The following is a 17,336-nucleotide window of genomic DNA, read 5'->3' on the forward strand; positions in this document are numbered from 1 at the left end:
GCACCGAATCGGTGTCCGCGCCCGCTGACCGGCCGTCGTCTCAGGCCGTGAGCCGCTCGACCACCTCGTAGTCGTCCGTCTCGGGGTCACCCGTCGCGACGACGTCGTCACCAACCGCGTAGGCGCCCGTCACGTCCTCGGACTCGGGGTCGTAGCCGTCGTCGACGACACCGTCCGCGTCCACGTGGGCCGGGCGCAGGTCGGAGCCACCCGACTCCCCCTCGGCCATCGCGCGGATCGACGCCTGGACGTCGGGGTCGGCCGTGCGGTCGTGGCCCAGGGCCGCCGCCCGGCTCACGCGCTCGAACGTGGCGCGACCCCAGGACAGGTCGTGGCCGATGTGCGAGGCGTCGATCTGCGGCGAGCTGCGCGGCGTGCCGTCGTTGCTGAGGTAGCTCTTGATCGAGAAGCTGCCCTCGACGATGACGGGCTGGCCCTTGCGCAGGGCCGTCGCCGCGTTGGCCGCGAGGGCGTTGAACGCGATGACGTCGAAGAAGCTCGTGTCGCCGTCGACGAAACGGCCGTCCGCCGTGCGACGGTACGGCGTCGTGGCGACGCGGAAGGTCGTGTACGGGCTGCCGTTGCGGGCCTGTCGCGCGACGGGCTCGCTGACGACGTTGCCGTTCAGGGTGATGCGGGTCTCGTTCATCGGTGCTCCTCGGGTGGTTCGGGAGGCGGCCTCGCGCCGCCTGGACCCACCTTCCGCTCCGACAGCCTGCACCGTCAGGCGGCTGGGTGCCCCTGTGGAGATCTGCGGATGTCGCGCAGGGGGTGTGGACGCGCGGTCGCCGGTACCGACGGACGCCGAACCGTTTCCCGGGGCCCGGCGCGGCCGTCGACCGGGTCAGCCGGCCGCGGCCTCGAGGTGCTCGCGGGTCTCGCGGTGGCGCATGAGCACCTCGTCGACCGGGATGAGGATGTGCTCGTCGGCCACCGTGGCCACCGACTCCGTGAGCCGCTGCGCCACGACGGTGCGCCGGTGCCGGGCGCCGACCCGGGCCCACCAGCGAGACAGCACGCCGAGGCCGATCCCGACGATGACGCCGACGACGACCATGACGAGCGGCAGCGGGAGGATGCCGACCGACGGGGTCTCGGGACGCGGGAGCTGCAGGAGCGCGAAGCCCCACAGGACGGCATACCAGACGAGCCCGGCCAGGGCGACGAGCCCGAGGACCCACTGCAGGATGTTGACGACGAACCACCACACCGGTCGGCGCGCCCGCAGCGAGGTGCCGATGACGGCGCGGTCGAGCGAGTCGGTCAGCGTGCCCTCCCCACGGTCGACGGCGTCCTCGGCGGCCTGGGCCCAGGGCACCGGCAGCCCCGCGGACGCCTCGCGGACGAAGCCGCGGGTCGCGAGGTCGACGGCCGACACCGTCGAGGCGGTCGGTGCCGGGATCGACGAGCGACCGAGCAGGGCGCGCACGTCGGCCCCGTCGATCTCGACGTGGATCGGCGGCCGGCCACCCGTGCGGTCGAGGCGGAGGCGACGGAGCGGGTCGGCCGCGAAGCCCTTGGTCCAGCGGGCGAACAGCCAGCCGGTGTGGGCGAAGGCCTCTCGCCGGTAGTCGCGCGCGACGGCGTCCAGCACGATGGGCACGCCCGCCGCCCGGGCGAGCGAGGCGTCGAGCTCGTCGCGTGGCACGCGCCCCACCTCGGCCTCGGTGTCACCGACGCCGGGGCGCAGTCGCGTCGCAGCGCCGATGATGTCGGCCTTGAGTCGCTGACGCGAGGCCGCATGTCCTGCAACGGCATTCGCCAACCGCTGCTTCAGCTCGGGGATGCCTTGACCGGTGACCGTGGAGGTCGCGAGCACCTTGGCGTCGGTGACCCCGTCGGCGACGAGCAGCTTGGAGAGGTCCTGCGTCAGCGTCTTGACGGCATCGGGCGACAGCCGGTCCGACTGGTTGAGCACGGCGAGGGTGACGGCATCGTGCTGCGACAGCAGGCTGACGAACTCGTCGTGCAGCCGGGCGTCGGCGTACTTCTGGGGGTCGGTGACCCACACGAAGACGTCGACGAGCTCGAGCACGCGCTCGGCCTCCCGCCGGTGCTCGAGCTCCCGCGAGTCGAAGTCGGGCAGGTCGAGCAGCACCAGGCCGTCGAGGGAGCCCACGACCGCGCCGTCTCCGAGGCCCCCCGACGTGGCAGGCCTGCCGACCTTCGCGGGCTTGGCGCACCTGTCGGCCTGCTCGCCCCCGTCGGTCGTGGCGGACGCGCCGGGCTTGCCCGGTGTGACCGGCGCGGGCGGCACCTGGGTGTCGACGACGTGGCGCGCGGCGACGCCGAGCCAGTCGAGCAGCTCGGACGCGTCGGAGTCGCCCCACAGGCCGGCCGTCGGTCGCGAGGTCGTCGGTCGGCGCGCGCCGATGGTCGCGACGTCGGCGCCGACGAGCGCGTTGAAGAGTGAGGACTTGCCGCTGCCGGTCGCCCCCGCGAGCGCGACCACCGTGTGGTCGCCGGTGATCCCGGAACGCTCGACGGCCTTGTCGACGACGCGACGGGCCACGGCGACGCCTGTCGGGTCGAGCTCGTCGGCGCCCGACACGAGCGCCATCGACAGCTCGGTGGTGCGGCTGCCCAGCTCGGCGGCCGAGACCGTCTTCACGGTGGCTCGTCCCATCCTGATGGGGCTCATCGGGCGGCCCTGACGGCGGCGGCGGCCGTGCTGAGGCGCTCGGTCTGGTCGGTGTCGACCTGCAACGTCGTGACAGCTCCTTGGTAGCGGGCCAGCTCGGCGGCATACAGCTCGTCGACGCGGTCGGACAGCTGCTCGCGCGCCTTTCGCGCGAGCTCCCGGACGGCCTGGTCGCCGAAGACCGCCTCGAGCAGCTTCTGGCCGACGACGGCGGTGCCGCCGGCGATGCCGACCTCGGCGCCGGTGATGCCGGCGGTGCTCGCGAACGTCACGAGCATGAGGACGACCCCGAGCCCGTTGACGCCGTAGGCCATGATGCGCGCCGTGGTGCGACGGTCGCGGCCCTCGTCGCGGACCATCTGCAGGATGTCGCCCTGCCAGTCGCGCACGAGGCGCTGGATGCGCCGGTCGACGTCGGCGCCGGAGCGCGCGAGCGACGGGTCGGCCGTCAGCAGCTGGTCGCCGCCGGGCAGCGTGCGCCAGGCCCGCGCGATCGAGCTCGCCGCCAGCTCGGCGTGGTTGACCACGAGCGACTCGACGCCGGACTGCAGGGCCTCGCCGAGGTGGTCGGCGCGAGCCGGCTCGCCCCGGAGGAAGGAGGTGAAGCGGTCACGGACCCGTGAGACGGTCGACTCGACCTGACGGAAGAACTCCCCCGTGCCGACGAACTCCTGCCACCGGGCGAGCACCTCGCCGCGCAGCAGCGTGCCGTCGAGCATGCCCTCGTGCACCTGCTTGCGGGCCTCGTCGTAGGCCGTCGCGGCGGTGTCGACGAGCGCCTGCCCGGCCGCGGTCTGCTCGGTGGCGGCCTCGACGAGCGCCAGCGTCCGGGCGTCCAGCGAGACGAGGGCGCCGTTCAGGGTCTGCCGCACGACGTCGGCCCGCGCCTGCGCGTCTCCGGCGAGCGCGGCCAGCCAGCCGCGCAGGCGCTGGGTCTGCTCGGGCGGCAGGAGGCCGTCCTCGAGCTCGGACTCGACGACGGTGAAGATCGGGGCCTGGTCGAGCCCCTGTTCGCGCAGCATCGATGCGAAGTGGGTGCGGATCTCGTCGACGGCCGTCGGGGGCACGCGGTCGAGGACGACGGCGACGGCGGTGCCGCGCTCGGACGCGTCGCGCAGCAGCTCCCACGGGACCGCGTCGGCGTAGCGCGCGGCCGTCGTGACGAAGACCCAGAGGTCCGCGGCGGCGAGCAGCTGGGTCGCGAGGTCGCGGTTCGCCTCGACGACGCTGTCGATGTCGGGGGCGTCGAGCAGGGCGAGCCCCGCTGCCACCTCGTCGGTCGAGACGAGCCGCACGGCGCCCGGCCCGTCCGACGACGAGTGCCGCCCCGTGATGCGCGCCAGGCCCGGCAGGATCCGCGGGCCGGAGAACCACGCGGCGTCGGACGGGTGGTGGATGAGGACGGGCGAGCGGGTCGTCGGACGCAGGACCCCGGGCAGGGTCACCTCCCGGCCGACGACCGAGTTGACGAGGGTGGACTTGCCCGCGCCCGTCGAACCGCCCACGACCGCGAGGAGCGGCGCGTCGAGGGACGTCAGCCGCGGGATGACGTAGTCGTCGAGCTGGTCGAGCAGTCGCGCACGAGCCGTCCGGGCCGCGGGTGCTCCGGGGAGCTCGAGCGGGAGGGTCGTCTCGTCGACGGCAGACCGAAGTGCCGCAACGCCCGCGAGGAGCCGGGCATTGCCCACCCCTGAATCACCTGCCACGCCCGTATCCTTTCGTGTCGCGCTGGCACAACCAAACCGAAAGGCGGCGCGCCCCCAACACGTACCCCGAGTCGTGACCTGACGGTCCCCCGGGCAGAGGTCACCGACGCCCCCGACGACGGTGACGGCATACCGAGTCGGTCGTCGAACGTCTTGCGCCACGGGGGTTTCCCGACGGCGTATGCCGTGTGGCCGGGGTCGGTCCTCAACGTCACCAAAGTCTCGCGGGCGCCCCCGGCAGGATCCGTCGCACGCTCCTCCCGATTCCCGTCCGAGCCGCCTCGCTGACCGTTCCGTCGGACGCGCTTCGCAGCGTCCGACCGGCACGGTCCTGCAGGCGCCCCCGGCAGGAATCGAACCTGCGACCAAGAGATTAGAAGGCTCTTGCTCTATCCGCTGAGCTACAGGGGCCGTCGCCCGATCCGGGCGCCGTCCAATGATAGGCACCCCCGGCGGGCGTGTCCGATCAGGTCACGGGCGAGCCGACGAACGCGCGGCGATGCGCCGTGATCGACTCGAGGAGCACCATCTCCCGCTCCGACGCGCCGTCCTCGGCCGTGCCGTGGACGAGCCGTGACCGCAGCAGCGCGAGGTCGCTGGCGCTGTCCTGGAAGGCATCCATGGACCGCTTGGCCGCGCGACCGCCGTTCTGCCTGGCCCAGGTCCGGGCCGCCCGCCGCAACCTCAGGTGGGAGAGCATCGTGACCTCGGCGTGGGTGAGCCAGCCTGCGTCGGCATACGGCGAGAGGTAGCGCCCGATGAGTCGGCCCTCGCGTCGCCGGAGCCAGAGGAGGAAGCCGATGAAGGCGATGAAGAGCGGGACCTGGTAGGTCACGTAGGCCGCGAAGAACCCGTCCATGCCGGCGAGGGCGGAGAGGTTCCACAGCCCGTGGAGCAGCATGGCGCAGACCCACCCGGCCACGATCGCGACGACCCGGACCACCGGCCTTCTCGTGGTGACGGCGATCCCGATCCCGATGCCCGTCAGCGACGTGAAGAGGGGGTGGCCGAACGGGCCCATGAGGCCGCGCACGAGGAACGTCGAGGTGAGCCCCTCGCTGCCGTACTCGTTGTAGGCCTGGCCCAGGTAGAGGATGTTCTCGCTGAAGGCGAAGCCCGCCCCGATGAGCCCGGCGTAGACGATCCCGTCGACGATCCCGTCGAACTCGCGGCGCCGCAGCAGGTAGATGAGCAGGATGCCGAGGCCCTTGAGGGTCTCCTCGGTGACCGGTGCGAGGTAGACGGCGCCCGTCTCGAGAGGGTCGGTCCAGCGCGCCTCGACGAGCAGCTTGAGGCCGAAGGTGTTGAGGAAGAAGGCGCCGACGACCGCGACCAGCGCTCCCCACAGGAAGGCGAACACGATGTAGCGCACCGGTTCGGCCTCGTAGCGGTCCAGCCACAGGAACGTCGGCACGATGACGAGGACCGGGATGATCGCCATGAGCGCCGACGTGACGAGCGTCTGGGTGCTGAGCCGCTCGCCCAGGATGCCGAGGAGGACGAGCAGGCAGACAAGGAAGACCGAGGCCGCGACGCCGATCGTCAGGGCGGTGCGCAGGAGGGGCCGCCTGGTCGGGTTGCGAGCCGGACTCCATTGCTGCGCCTGGCCGCCCGGCGCAGCGCCCGGACCTTGCGTGGTCACGTCCCCTGAGGTCATGAGGGCAGGCTAGTGCAGCAGCACGGCCGCGCACCGGGGCTCGTGCTCGCGCGAGCGGGCGAGGAGCGTCGCCCCCAGCCTCTATGGTGGAGCGGTGAGCGACACGAACCACCGAGCCATCGCCGACCGGATCATCTGGATCGACTGCGAGATGACGGGCCTGTCCCTGAAGTCCGACGCCCTGGTGGAGGTGGCCGCCCTCGTCACGGACTTCGAGCTGAACCAGCTCGGCGACGGCATCGACGTCGTCGTCAAGCCGCCGGACGAAGCCCTCGAGCAGATGGACGACTTCGTCCGCGACATGCACACGAGCTCTGGACTGATCACCGAGCTCGACTCCGGGGTCACGCTGCAGGAGGCCGAGCACATCGTCCTCGACTACGTGCGCACGTTCGTCCCCGAGCCGCGCAAGGCCCCGCTCGGCGGCAACACCGTGGCGACCGACCGCGGCTTCCTCTCCCGCGACATGCCGGTGCTCGAGTCCTACCTGCACTACCGGATCATCGACGTCAGCTCCATCAAGGAGCTCTCGCGCCGCTGGTACCCCCGCGTCTACTTCAACGCGCCGAAGAAGTCCGGGGGCCACCGGGCGCTCGCCGACATCCGCGAGTCGATCGCCGAGCTGCGCTACTACCGTCAGGCCGTCTTCGTCCCGCAGCCCGGCCCCGACAGCGCCACGGCCAAGGCCCTCGCGACGCCGCACGTCATCGAGCACTGAGCGCGCCGACCACGCCGGGCGACACACGCACCCTGCTGCGCGTATGCCGTCCGGCCGGGCCGCCGACACGGCTTCCGGCGAGCGTCGGGCGAGCGTGCGGTGAGGCGTCGGACGGGGTGGTCACGAGCACCTCACGAGAGCCTGTAGCATTGTCGACGCCGTGACACGGCGCCGAGCCCTCGGGCCCGGCTCGTGTTGTGCATGGTGGGTGTAGCTCAGCTGGTAGAGCACCTGGTTGTGGTCCAGGTGGCCGCGGGTTCAAGTCCCGTCACTCACCCCACGGTCCTGCCTCGCAGGACGCCGACTGTGGCCCGGTCCCTCCCAGGGACCGGGCCACAGTCGTGTCGGGACCCACCCGGCGCCGGCCCTCCCCCGCGCCCGTCACGTCGACCCCGTCGGGTCCGATGCCGCACAATGGGCCCCATGCTCATGGGGAACAAGAAGGCCCAGCGGATCACGGTCGGCGTCATCATCGGCGTCATGCTCGTCAGCCTCGCGCTGTCGCTGATCTCGTCGGCGTCGGCGACCCCGTAGGGCGGCGAATCCCCCCGCAGCGCCGGGACGCTCGCCCATCCGGGCCCACCTCGCCCAGGGCCGGACCGGTCGCCCCGAGGCCGATTTTGTCCCGGCCCGGAACGGCTGCTAACGTTTCACCTCGTTGCGCCGCTAGCTCAATTGGCAGAGCAAGTGACTCTTAATCACTGGGTTCGGGGTTCGAGTCCCTGGCGGCGCACTCGTGAGGCCCCCGTTCGGAGAGATCCGGGCGGGGGCCTTTCCCATGCCCCCGGGGTCGCCGGGCTGCCGACCCGGGCGGGCGGACCGCACCAGCGGAGACGGGCGGACGGGGTCGGACATGAGTGGACCCGGCCACGTCGCGCGTGGCCGGGTCCGACTTCGGTGCTGGTCTCGAGCTGGTCCGGAGCTGGCGCGGGGCCGGTGCGGGCGGCTAGCGCCGGCGGCGGAGCCACCCCACGGCCACGACGACGACCACGGCGGCCGCGACGACGGCACCGATGCGCTCGATGCGCAGCTCCCCGTCCTCGGTGTGCGTGGCGGCGTCGAGGCGCAGCCTCAGGCCCTGCAGCTGGCGCTGGGCGATGACCTGGGGCTGGGCGCGGTACGCGAGCTCGTTGACGGTGCCTTCGAGGCGCGCGCGCGCTGCCTGGATGTCCTGCTCGATGCGTGCGGTGTCGCTCATCTGGCTTCCTTTCGGGGACGGTGCGACTCTAGTCGGCGATGCCGAGGTCGCGACGGAGCTTGGCCACGTGGCCGGTCGCCTTGACGTTGTAGAACGCGTGGCTGACCTTGCCCTCCTCGTCGACGACGAAGGTCGAGCGGATGACGCCCTCGACGGTCTTGCCGTAGAGCTTCTTCTCACCCCAGGCGCCGTATGCCGTGTGGACCGTGAGGTCCTCGTCGCTGAGGAGCGGGATGGTGAGGTGGTCGCGCTCACGGAACTTCGCGAGCTTGGCCGGCTTGTCCTTGGAGATGCCGACGACCTCATAGCCGTCCTTCTTGAGCGAGTCGAGCGACTCGCTGAAGTCGCACGCCTGCTTGGTGCAGCCGGGGGTCATGGCCGCCGGGTAGAAGTAGACGATGACCTTGCGGCCCACGAAGTCGGCGAGGCTGACGCTCTGGCCGGTGTCGTCGGTCAGGGTGAAGGCCGGGGCCTGCTCGCCGGGCTCGAGTCGTGCGGTCACCTGGTGCTCCTTCGTCGTCGTGTCTGCCGGGCTCGTACCCGTTCCGGGGACCCTGACGGTCAGGACCGGGTCGAGTGCGGACGGCGGGACTCGAACCCGCACACCTAGGGCACAGGAACCTAAATCCTGCGTGTCTACCAGTTCCACCACGTCCGCTCGCGAAGTGCGCGGGCCCCACTGTAGTTGGCGCCACGCAGGTATCAGCCGTCGCGTCCCTGCCTCCGTCCTTGAGAGGTCCGGACGAGGGAGGTGTGCCGTGGAGGGGTCGACCGGCAGGAGCGGACGAGTGCTCGAGACGACGACGTGCCCGGAGTGCGGCGCCGTCGCGGAGGTCACGGAGCGTGCCGTCCTGGAGAGCACCGAGGGGCCCGTCGAGCACGCCCGGGTCGTCTGCCTGGCGCGGCACTGGTTCCTGCTCCCGACGGCGTCGCTGACGAGTGTGGCGGCCCCTTCCGAGGTCCCGGCTAGCCTGCGTTCATGAGGCAGAACGTCGGTACGGGCAGCGCCTGGGAGGGTGTCGTCGGCTACTCGCGGGCGGTGCGGGTCGGCAGCAGCGTCCACGTGGCCGGGACCACGGCCATCCGCGACGGTCGGGTGGTGGCCCCGGGAGATGCCTACACCCAGGCGAAGGTCGCCCTCGAGATCGTCGTCAAGGCGCTCGCCGCGTGCGGGGCAGCGCCGGCGGACGTGGTGCGGACGCGGATGTTCGTCACCGACATCCGTGACTGGGAGGCGGTGGGTCGGGCCCACGGTGAGGTCTTCGCCGAGGTGCGACCTGCCTCGACGATGGTGCAGGTGACCGCCCTCATCGATCCGGACCTGCTCGTCGAGATCGAGGCCGACGCCGTCGTGGGGTCGGGGTCCGGCACCGGGATCCCTGCCGACGACGCCGGCGGGAGCCTCGGCGAGGGGCTCGGCGAGGACGTCGAGGGACTCACTCCACCCGGACGTTGACCACGTGGATGCCGGTGGCGCCGTCGGGAGCCGGCGGCGCCTCGAGCGGCGACTGCACCTGCCCCTTGGCGTCGTAGGCCCGCACGCGGATGTCGTGGCTACCGGGCGTCGCCTGCCACTCGTAGACCCACTGGCGCCACGTGTCGATGCCAGCGTCCGCGGCGAGACGTGCCTCGGTCCACGGCTGCTGGTCGACCTGCACCTCCACCTTGGAGATGCCGGTGTGCTGCGCCCACGCGACCCCGGCGACGGCGACGGTGCCCGCCTTGACGACGGCGCCGGCCTGGGGGACGTCGATGCGTGAGGCCGTCTTGATGGGCCCGGTGGGCGACCAGCCGCGCGGGGTCCAGTAGGCCACGTCTGCGGCATACGTCGTCACCTTGAGCTCGGTGACCCACTTCGTGGCGGAGACGTAGCCGTAGAGGCCCGGCACGACGACGCGCACGGGGAAGCCGTGCTCGAAGGGCAGCGGCTCGCCGTTCATCCGGGTGGCGAGCAGCGCGTTGCGGTCGTCGGTGAGCGCGCCGAGCGGCGTCGAGGCGGTGAAGCCGTCGATGCTCGTCTGAAGCACCATGTCGGCGCCCGCCTTGGGCCCGGCCATCGCGAGGAGCTCGCGCACCGGCCAGCCGGTCCACACGGCGTTGCCGATGAGGTTGCCACCCACCTCGTTCGAGACGCACGTCAGCGTCACGAGCGCTTCCTGCATCTGCTTGCTCTGCAGGGTCTTCCAGTCGATCTCGATCTCGCGGTCGACCATCCCGGTGACCTTGAGCTTCCAGTCGTCGGTGGTGATGCGTGGGACGACGATGGCGGTGTCGATGCGGTAGAAGTCGGCGTTCGGGACGATGTAGGGGCTCAGGCCGGGGATCTTGAGGTCGGCGCCCGCCGGGATGGTGAGCTTCGTCCCCGTGACCGGCTCGGACCGGAGGGCGTCGCGCGAGACCGTGGCCGCCGCCGAGCCGCCGCCGAACACGCTGCCGGCGTAGGCCGCGACGGCACCGACCGCTCCCCCGATGAGCCAGCGTCGGCCGGCGTTCGCGGCACCCGGGTCGGCCGGCGAGGGCGCTGCGGCACGGCTGAGGAACCACAGCCCGATCGCCGTGCCGATGATCGTCGGGAGCACGTCGGCCGGGCCCGCGCCCGGCCTGGTGAGGACCGCTGCTGCTCCCACCACACCGACCACGGCGAAGACGACGAGGCCGGCGACCAGGCGCCGGGCGGCGAGCACCCCGATGGCCGCGCAGGCCACCGCGAGCACGACGACGGTGCCGACGAGGAGGGCCCGCTTGTCGTTGGTGCCGAACGTCGAGACGGCGAAGTCCTTGAGCCACGGCGGGGTCCGGTCGATGAAGGCGCCCCCCACCGCCGCGATGGGGGCGGGCTGGCCGGAGGACTGGCCGACCGCCGTGAGGGCGGACGCGACGAGCGTCGCGACGCCGACCGTGAGCAGCCCGGCCACCACCCCGTCGAGGGCACCCCACCACAGCGGACGGGCCTGCGGCTCGGGTGCGGTCTCGGGACGGGTGGCAGGGCTGGTCGTGGTCATGGCCTCAGGTGCTCCTTCAGGTGTGGCGCGAGGGCGCGGAAGGCGAGCGCTCGGTGCGACACGTGGTTCTTCTCGTCGGGGTCGTACTCCGCCAGTGTGCGTTCGTTGCCGTCCGGCTGGTCGGATGGCACGAAGACCGGGTCGTAGCCGAAGCCGCCCTCACCACGGGGCTCGCGGGCCACCGTGCCGGGGAAGCGTCCGAGCTCGGCCGCGGAGCGTCCGTCGGGCAGCACGAGAGCGGCAGCGCAGACGAACGCGGCGGCGCGGTGCTCGTCGCGCACGTCGCCGAGCTGGGCGAGGAGCAGCTCGAGGTTGCCGCGGTCGCCGCAGCCCCCGGACCACCGGGCGCTGAAGATGCCGGGTGCGCCGCCGAGCACGTCGACGGCCAGCCCCGAGTCGTCGGCCAGCGCGGGCAGGCCGGTGGCGTTGGCCGCCGACGCCGCCTTGAGGATGGCGTTCTGCTCGAACGTCACGCCGTCCTCGACGACGTCGGGCGCCTCGGGGAAGGCGTCGAGGCCGACGATCTCGAGACCGAGGTCGGCGCTGACGTCGGCGAGGATCTCGCGCAGCTCCTCGACCTTGTGCGCGTTGCGGGTGGCGAGGACGACCTTCGTCACGAGGCGACCTCCTCGGCCAGGGCGCCCTGCTGCCGGTCGGTGAGGTCCGCGCAGCCCTTCGTCGCGAGGTCGAGCAGCTGCCCGAGCAGGTCGCGGTCGAACGGCGCCCCCTCGGCGGTGCCCTGCACCTCGATGAAGCGCCCGTCGCCGGTCATGACGACGTTCATGTCGGTCTCGGCGGTCGAGTCCTCGGGGTAGTCGAGGTCGAGGACGGCGCGGCCCTCGACGATGCCCACGGAGACGGCGGCGACCGACCCGGTCAGCGGCTGGGCCTTCTTGGCGATGAGGCCCTGCGCGCGGGCGTGCTCGATCGCGTCGGCGAGGGCGACGAAGGCGCCGGTGATGGCAGCGGTGCGGGTGCCGCCGTCGGCCTGCAGCACGTCGCAGTCGAGGACGATGGTGTTCTCCCCGAGCGCCTTGGTGTCGATGACGGCACGGAGGCTGCGGCCGATGAGGCGGCTGATCTCGTGGGTGCGGCCGCCGATGCGGCCCTTGACGCTCTCGCGATCGGAGCGGGTGTTCGTCGCACGGGGAAGCATGGCGTACTCGGCGGTGACCCAGCCGGTTCCCTTGCCCTTGAGCCAGCGCGGGACGCCCTCGGTGAAGGACGCAGCGCACAGCACGCGGGTGCGCCCGAACTCGACGAGGACGCTGCCCTCCGCGTGGTCGAGCCAGTTGCGGGTGATGCGGACCTCTCGGGTCTCGTCGGGGGCACGGCCGTCATGTCGGTCAGTCATGCCCACGAGGCTAGCCATGACTCAACGCTAGGCCTCAATCGCGGGGGGCGGGACGGGCCGGGCCGGCTCGTTCGCGAACCGTAAGGACCCGTCCCGGCCACCGGCGACGCCGTCACTCAGTCGAGGGTCTCGGCGTCGAGGCGCTCCATCTCGTCCGCCGACAGCTCGAGGTCGACGGCCTGCACCGAGTCCTCGATGCTCTCCGGTCGCGAGGCACCCGGGATCGGCACGACGGTCGGCGCGAGGGCGAGCTCCCAGGCGAGGGCCACCCGCTGGGGACTCACGTCGTGCGCCTTGGCCACCTCCGCGAACGCGTCGTGCCGGCTGCCAAGGTCACCGGCCTTGCTGATGCCGCCGAGCGGGCTCCACGGCAGGAACGCGATGCCGAGCTCGGCGCAGAGGTCGAGCTCGGGACGGCTGCTGCGGAACGCCGGCGAGAACTGGTTCTGCACCGACACGAGCCGGCCGCCCAGGACCTGCTGCGCCTCGCGGATCTGGTCGGGGTCCGCGTTGGAGATGCCGGCCATCTCGATGACGCCCTCGTCGAGCAGGTCGGCGAGCGCGCCGACGGACTCGGCATACGGCACGTCCGGGTCGGGCCGGTGGAACTGGTAGAGCCCGATCGCGTCGCCACCGAGACGCTGGAGCGAGGCCTTCGCCGCCTCCTTGAGGTGCTGCGGCCTGCCGTCCCGGGTCCACGAGCCGTCGCCGGGCCGCAGGTGGCCGCCCTTGGTGGCGACCAGCACGTCCGACGCGCTGCCCGACCACGACGCGAGGGCCTTGGCGATGAGCGACTCGTTGTGTCCGACCTCCCCGGCATCGCGGTGGTAGGCGTCGGCCGTGTCGATGAGCGTGACGCCGGCGTCGAGCGCGGCGTGGATGGTCCGGATCGAGCGGTCCTCGTCGGGTCGGCCCTCGATCGACATCGGCATGCCGCCGAGACCGATCGCGCTGACCTTCCTCGATCCGATGGTTCGCTGCTGCAAGGGTGCCTCCTGGGTTGGGGGTGTCGCGGTCGGCGCACCTCCGGGCGGGGCCGGCGGCGCGTCGCACCGTCACGGTCCATACCCGCGTGCCCGGCCCGCTCACCGACCGGGCCGCTCGCCGGAAACCGCCGCCCGCCCCGGGCGCCGGGACCGCGTCAGACGCAGTGCGTCGCGTCCGGCTCGGCGAGCTCGACCTCGCCGGGCCAGACCGCCGAGGCCTGGGCGAGGCACTCCGCGGGGTCGTTCCACGCCGGGATGTGGGTCAGCATCAGCCGTCGCACTCCCCCGGCGCGCACCGCCGCCTCTGCGGCCCGACGACCGGACAGGTGGATGTCGGGCACGGTGTCGCGACCGTCGACGAAGGCCGAGTCCGCGAGGACGAGGTCGGCGCCGGACAGGAGCTCGTCGAGCTGGTCGCACGTGTCGGTGTCGCCGGTGTAGGCGAGGACGCGCCCGCCCGCCTCGACCCGGAACCCGTAGGCCTCGACCGGGTGGTTGACGCGCACCGGGGTGATCGTGAACGGCCCGACCTGCACGGGGTCGCGGTGGCGCACGTCGTGGAAGTCGAAGACACCGAGGACGTCCTCGGCCTCGCCGTTGCCGTAGGCGCGGGCGAGGTGCGCACCGGTGCCGGGAGGCCCCCACACGGGCATCGTCGAGCGCCCGGGACCACCGGGCACGTAGCGCATCATGACGTAGAGGCCGCACAGGTCGATGCAGTGGTCGACGTGCAGGTGGCTGACGAGGACGGCGTCGACGGCATACGGCTGGATGTGGCGCTGCAGCGCCCCGAGGGCACCGTTGCCGAGGTCGAGCACGATGCTCCAGGTGCGTCCCTCGTGCTCCGCGCGGACGAGGTAGCACGACGCGGGCGAGCGTGGCCCGGCGAAGGATCCCGAGCACCCGACGATCGTGACGTCCACGGGACGAGCCTAGGTGTCGCCGCGGACGCCAGCCGGGCGGCAGCGCGTCGGATGCGTCACACCGCACTCCCGTGCGGACGTCCGTCGCCGTCGTCTTCGAGGTCGTCCTCGTCGTCCTCGTCGTCGTCGAGGTCCTCGTCGTCGTAGGCCGCGACGACGTCGCGCAGGTCGGTGCCCATGAGCGCCTGGGTCAGGGTCTCCTGCAGCCAGGTGAGGAAGTCGTACCACGCCATGGCGTAGCCGAGCGGGTCGTCGTCGTCGATGTCCTCCATCGCGGCGTGCAGCGCCTCGGCGTCCTCCTCGGTGCGCATGCCCATGCGTTCACCCAGCAGGAGCCGCACGTCGGTCAGCGCCATCAGGAACGCGGGCGCCTGCGACTCGTCCAGGACGACCCGGTTGCCGACCGCCTGCTCGACGCACTGGAGGGCGACGTCGAGGTTGCCGCTCTTGCGCTGGCGCAGCCCCTCCTCGGTGAGCCGGCGGAACTCGGCCGCGATCTGGTCGTCGCCGCGGTGGGCGGTCGGCAGGAGTCGGTCGAGAGCCGGGTCACGCTCGACGATGGACGACGAGTCCGCTTGCGGGGCAACGTCGCCCGAGGCGCCAGGCTCCTCCCCCTGGGCGCCCAGGGACAGTCCCATGGAGGCGACCAGGTCGTCGAACGCGTCGCCGGTGGGCTCGATCTCCGGAGAGAGCAGCAGCCGCGTCTGCTGCATGAGCCCCTGCAGCACGATGCGTTCGGTCGACTCGAGCAGACCGACGTAGCGGCCCTGCTCGCGCAGGAAGGCGCGGGCCATCAGCTGTCCTTCTCGAAGGTCGCCCACAGGCCGTAGCCCTGGAGCGCCTCGGCGTCGCGTTCCATCGACTCCCGAGGGCCGTTGGAGACGACGGCACGTCCCTTGACGTGCACGTCCATCATCAGCTTCTCGGCCTTGGCCCGGGCGTAGCCGAAGTACGTCTCGAAGACCCAGGTCACGTACGTCATGAGGTTGACGGGGTCGTTCCAGACGATGGTCACCCAGGGCACGTCGGGTGCGACGACCTCGTCGGTGGAGGTCACCTCCTGCTCGACGGGAGCGAGGGAGAGGGTGGCTGCGGTCACAGGGCCACCCTAGGTCCACCGGGGTGCGCGGGGCAGACCGTCCCCGGCGGCTGTTCGCGCCTAGGGTGGGCTCGTGAGCCCGACGAGCCCCCGCGCCGCGAGCACGGCGCTGCTGACCGACCACTACGAGCTGACGATGCTTCAGGCGGCGCTCGCCTCGGGCGAGGCGCACCGGCGTTGCGTCTTCGAGACGTTCGCGCGCCGGCTGCCCGACGGCCGGCGCTACGGCGTCGTCGCGGGGACCGGACGGGTCCTCGACGCGCTCGAGCAGTTCAGGTTCGGCGACGACGAGCTGCGCTTCCTGTCCGACAACAAGGTCGTCGACCGGCAGACCGTCGACTGGCTCTCCGGCTACCGCTTCTCCGGTGACGTCAGCGGCTACGCCGAGGGCGAGTGCTACTTCCCGCAGTCCCCCGTGCTCGTCGTGGAGTCCACCTTCGCCGAGGGCGTCATCCTCGAGACCCTCGTCCTGTCGATCCTCAACCACGACACCGCGATCGCGTCCGCCGCCTCGCGCATGACCACGGCTGCGGTGGGGCGTCCCTGCATCGAGATGGGGTCGAGGCGCACGCACGAGGAGTCGGCCGTCGCGGCGGCCCGGGCGGCCTACGTCGCCGGCTTCGAGGCGACGAGCAACCTCGAGGCGGGGCGCCGCTACGGTGTGCCGACGACCGGGACGGCGGCCCACGCCTTCACCCTGCTCTACGACTCCGAGAAGGAGGCGTTCACCGCGCAGGTCGACTCGCTCGGCAAGGGCACGACCCTGCTCGTCGACACCTACGACGTCAGGACCGCCGTCGCCCTGGCCATGGAGATCGCCGGGCCCGAGCTGGGTGCGGTCCGGCTCGACTCGGGCGACCTGCTCATCCAGGCCACCGAGGTCCGCGCCCAGCTCGACGCGGCCGGCAACACCGACACCCGCATCATCGTCACGTCCGACCTCGACGAGTACGCCATCGCCGGGCTGGCCGCCGGACCGGTCAGCGGCTACGGCGTCGGCACCGCCCTGGTGACCGGGTCGGGCGCACCGACCGCCTCGATGGTCTACAAGCTGGTGCAGCGCGAGGACGCGTCCGGGCAGATGCAGGGTGTGGCCAAGAAGAGCAAGGACAAGGCGTCGGTCGGCGGCCGCAAGTGGGCCCTGCGTCGCCTCAGCGAGTCCGGCGTGGCCCAGGCCGAGGTCCTCGGCATCGGCGAGCAGCCCGGAGACGACGGCGACGACCGCCCGCTCATGGTCGACCTCGTCCGGGCCGGAGAGGTCGTCGACCACCAGGACATCCACGAGGCTCGCGCCAGGCACGAGGCCTCGCGGGCGGAGCTGCCCCGCGCTGCTGCCCAGCTGTCCCGGGGAGAGCCCGTGATCCCCACCGTCTACGAGAAGGACTGAGCCATGGACGTCTCCGCGCACCGCGACGGTGGTCGAGCACTGGTCATCGTCGACGTGCAGAACGACTTCTGCGAGGGCGGGTCACTGGCGGTCCAGGGCGGGGCCGACGTGGCCCGGCGCATCAGCGAGCACGTCAACGCCCACGTCGCCGACTACGACCACGTCGTCGCCACGGCGGACTGGCACGTCGACCCGGGCGAGCACTTCTCGGCGACCCCCGACTTCGTCGACTCGTGGCCGGTGCACTGCGTCGCCGACAGCGACGGCGCCGACTTCCACCCCCACCTCGTCGGGGCGCTGGACAACATCGAGGAGGTCTTCCGCAAGGGCGAGCACGCCGCCGCCTACAGCGGGTTCGAGGGCCGGTCCACGGGTGACGAGCACGTCGCGCTCGCGACGTGGCTGACCCAGCGCGAGGTCTCGCGCGTCGACGTCGTGGGGATCGCCACCGACCACTGCGTGCGGGCCACGGCCCTCGACGCCCGACGTGAGGGCTTCGAGACCACGGTGCTGCTCGACCTCACGGCAGGCGTGGCCAGGGCCACCACCGAGGCGGCCCTGGCGCAGCTGGCTGAGGCAGGCGTGCGCCTGCTGGGCGCACCCACGACCCCCCGCTGACGGCATACGCCGACGGCCTTGGGCCGCAACGGATCTGGCGGACCCGG

General features: G+C 72.2%; 18 protein-coding genes and 4 tRNA genes. 7 read left to right on the plus strand and 15 right to left on the minus strand.

Annotated elements, in window-relative coordinates; all coding sequences use genetic code 11:
• Nucleotides 1-40: 40 nt before the first annotated feature.
• From ABD297_RS13265 to ABD297_RS13285, 5 genes are all read right to left on the minus strand, one after another.
• Nucleotides 41-649 (minus strand): single-stranded DNA-binding protein, encoded by a 609-nt coding sequence (locus ABD297_RS13265; protein WP_344255429.1) that lies wholly within the window; start codon nucleotides 647-649, stop codon nucleotides 41-43.
• A 195-nt stretch (nucleotides 650-844) separates the two neighbouring features.
• The gene (locus ABD297_RS13270; RefSeq protein WP_344255430.1) at nucleotides 845-2,641 is read right to left on the minus strand and encodes a GTPase; all 1,797 of its coding nucleotides are present in this window, start codon (nucleotides 2,639-2,641) and stop codon (nucleotides 845-847) included.
• Nucleotides 2,638-4,347 (minus strand): GTPase family protein, encoded by a 1,710-nt coding sequence (locus ABD297_RS13275; protein ID WP_344255431.1) that lies wholly within the window; start codon nucleotides 4,345-4,347, stop codon nucleotides 2,638-2,640. Before ABD297_RS13275 ends, ABD297_RS13270 begins: the two co-directional genes overlap by 4 nt.
• Before the next feature lie 338 nt (nucleotides 4,348-4,685).
• Nucleotides 4,686-4,758, minus strand: a tRNA-Arg gene (locus tag ABD297_RS13280).
• Between the two features lie 55 nt (nucleotides 4,759-4,813).
• On the minus strand, nucleotides 4,814-6,004 hold the full coding sequence (locus ABD297_RS13285; protein ID WP_344255432.1) for a PrsW family intramembrane metalloprotease: 1,191 nt from the start codon (nucleotides 6,002-6,004) through the stop codon (nucleotides 4,814-4,816).
• A gap of 94 nt (nucleotides 6,005-6,098) precedes the next feature.
• On the opposite strand from ABD297_RS13285, the gene orn reads away from it, so the two are divergent.
• From orn to ABD297_RS13300, 3 genes are all read left to right on the plus strand, one after another.
• Entirely contained in the window at nucleotides 6,099-6,722 is a 624-nt protein-coding gene (gene orn, locus ABD297_RS13290) for an oligoribonuclease (protein WP_344255433.1), read from the plus strand.
• A 204-nt stretch (nucleotides 6,723-6,926) separates the two neighbouring features.
• Nucleotides 6,927-7,002 (plus strand) — tRNA-His (locus ABD297_RS13295).
• A gap of 380 nt (nucleotides 7,003-7,382) precedes the next feature.
• Nucleotides 7,383-7,455: transfer RNA gene (locus ABD297_RS13300), tRNA-Lys, on the plus strand.
• 213 nt (nucleotides 7,456-7,668) lie between these two features.
• Here ABD297_RS13300 and ABD297_RS13305 read toward each other — a convergent pair.
• The 3 genes from ABD297_RS13305 to ABD297_RS13315 form a co-directional block, all read right to left on the minus strand.
• Nucleotides 7,669-7,920, minus strand: coding sequence for a DUF3618 domain-containing protein (locus ABD297_RS13305; RefSeq protein ID WP_147064025.1), 252 nt, complete (start codon nucleotides 7,918-7,920; stop codon nucleotides 7,669-7,671).
• Nucleotides 7,921-7,948: 28 nt separating this feature from the next.
• The gene (gene bcp / locus ABD297_RS13310) at nucleotides 7,949-8,422 is read right to left on the minus strand and encodes a thioredoxin-dependent thiol peroxidase (RefSeq protein WP_344255434.1); all 474 of its coding nucleotides are present in this window, start codon (nucleotides 8,420-8,422) and stop codon (nucleotides 7,949-7,951) included.
• A 75-nt stretch (nucleotides 8,423-8,497) separates the two neighbouring features.
• A tRNA-Leu gene (locus tag ABD297_RS13315) sits at nucleotides 8,498-8,578 on the minus strand.
• A gap of 130 nt (nucleotides 8,579-8,708) precedes the next feature.
• Here ABD297_RS13315 and ABD297_RS13320 point away from each other — a divergent pair.
• Together ABD297_RS13320 and ABD297_RS13325 are read left to right on the plus strand one after the other, a co-directional pair.
• Entirely contained in the window at nucleotides 8,709-8,903 is a 195-nt protein-coding gene (locus ABD297_RS13320) for a hypothetical protein (RefSeq protein WP_344255435.1), read from the plus strand.
• Entirely contained in the window at nucleotides 8,900-9,376 is a 477-nt protein-coding gene (locus tag ABD297_RS13325; protein ID WP_344255436.1) for a RidA family protein, read from the plus strand. Before ABD297_RS13320 ends, ABD297_RS13325 begins: the two co-directional genes overlap by 4 nt.
• Here the strand turns inward: ABD297_RS13325 and ABD297_RS13330 are convergent.
• The 7 genes from ABD297_RS13330 to clpS all read right to left on the minus strand — a co-directional run bounded on the left by ABD297_RS13330 (nucleotide 9,357) and on the right by clpS (nucleotide 15,284).
• Nucleotides 9,357-10,922, minus strand: a complete 1,566-nt coding sequence (locus ABD297_RS13330) for a molybdopterin-dependent oxidoreductase (RefSeq protein WP_344255437.1) — start codon at nucleotides 10,920-10,922, stop codon at nucleotides 9,357-9,359. The two genes, ABD297_RS13325 and ABD297_RS13330, sit on opposite strands and share 20 nt — an antisense overlap.
• Nucleotides 10,919-11,539 carry an RdgB/HAM1 family non-canonical purine NTP pyrophosphatase gene (gene rdgB / locus ABD297_RS13335; protein ID WP_344255438.1) on the minus strand — a complete coding sequence of 207 codons (621 nt, stop codon included), beginning with the start codon at nucleotides 11,537-11,539 and terminating at the stop codon, nucleotides 10,919-10,921. The genes ABD297_RS13330 and rdgB overlap by 4 nt, the downstream gene beginning before the upstream one ends.
• Nucleotides 11,536-12,276: a ribonuclease PH gene (rph, locus tag ABD297_RS13340; protein ID WP_344255439.1), complete on the minus strand. Its 741-nt coding sequence runs from the start codon at nucleotides 12,274-12,276 to the stop codon at nucleotides 11,536-11,538. Before rph ends, rdgB begins: the two co-directional genes overlap by 4 nt.
• A gap of 116 nt (nucleotides 12,277-12,392) precedes the next feature.
• A complete protein-coding gene (locus tag ABD297_RS13345) occupies nucleotides 12,393-13,262 on the minus strand; it encodes an aldo/keto reductase (protein ID WP_344255440.1) in 870 nt (289 codons plus the stop codon).
• Nucleotides 13,263-13,417: 155 nt separating this feature from the next.
• Nucleotides 13,418-14,185, minus strand: a complete 768-nt coding sequence (locus ABD297_RS13350; protein ID WP_344255441.1) for an MBL fold metallo-hydrolase — start codon at nucleotides 14,183-14,185, stop codon at nucleotides 13,418-13,420.
• Nucleotides 14,186-14,241: 56 nt separating this feature from the next.
• On the minus strand, nucleotides 14,242-14,979 hold the full coding sequence (locus ABD297_RS13355; protein ID WP_344255442.1) for a DUF2017 domain-containing protein: 738 nt from the start codon (nucleotides 14,977-14,979) through the stop codon (nucleotides 14,242-14,244).
• Entirely contained in the window at nucleotides 14,979-15,284 is a 306-nt protein-coding gene (clpS, locus tag ABD297_RS13360; protein WP_344255443.1) for an ATP-dependent Clp protease adapter ClpS, read from the minus strand. The genes ABD297_RS13355 and clpS overlap by 1 nt, the downstream gene beginning before the upstream one ends.
• A 73-nt stretch (nucleotides 15,285-15,357) precedes the next feature.
• On the opposite strand from clpS, the gene ABD297_RS13365 reads away from it, so the two are divergent.
• Together ABD297_RS13365 and ABD297_RS13370 are read left to right on the plus strand one after the other, a co-directional pair.
• A complete protein-coding gene (locus ABD297_RS13365; RefSeq protein WP_344255444.1) occupies nucleotides 15,358-16,671 on the plus strand; it encodes a nicotinate phosphoribosyltransferase in 1,314 nt (437 codons plus the stop codon).
• Nucleotides 16,672-16,674: 3 nt separating this feature from the next.
• Nucleotides 16,675-17,289: an isochorismatase family protein gene (locus tag ABD297_RS13370; protein WP_344255445.1), complete on the plus strand. Its 615-nt coding sequence runs from the start codon at nucleotides 16,675-16,677 to the stop codon at nucleotides 17,287-17,289.
• Nucleotides 17,290-17,336: the final 47 nt, after the last annotated feature.

The sequence above is a fragment of the Terrabacter carboxydivorans genome (assembly GCF_039532035.1).
GTDB classification, from domain to species: domain Bacteria; phylum Actinomycetota; class Actinomycetes; order Actinomycetales; family Dermatophilaceae; genus Terrabacter; species Terrabacter carboxydivorans.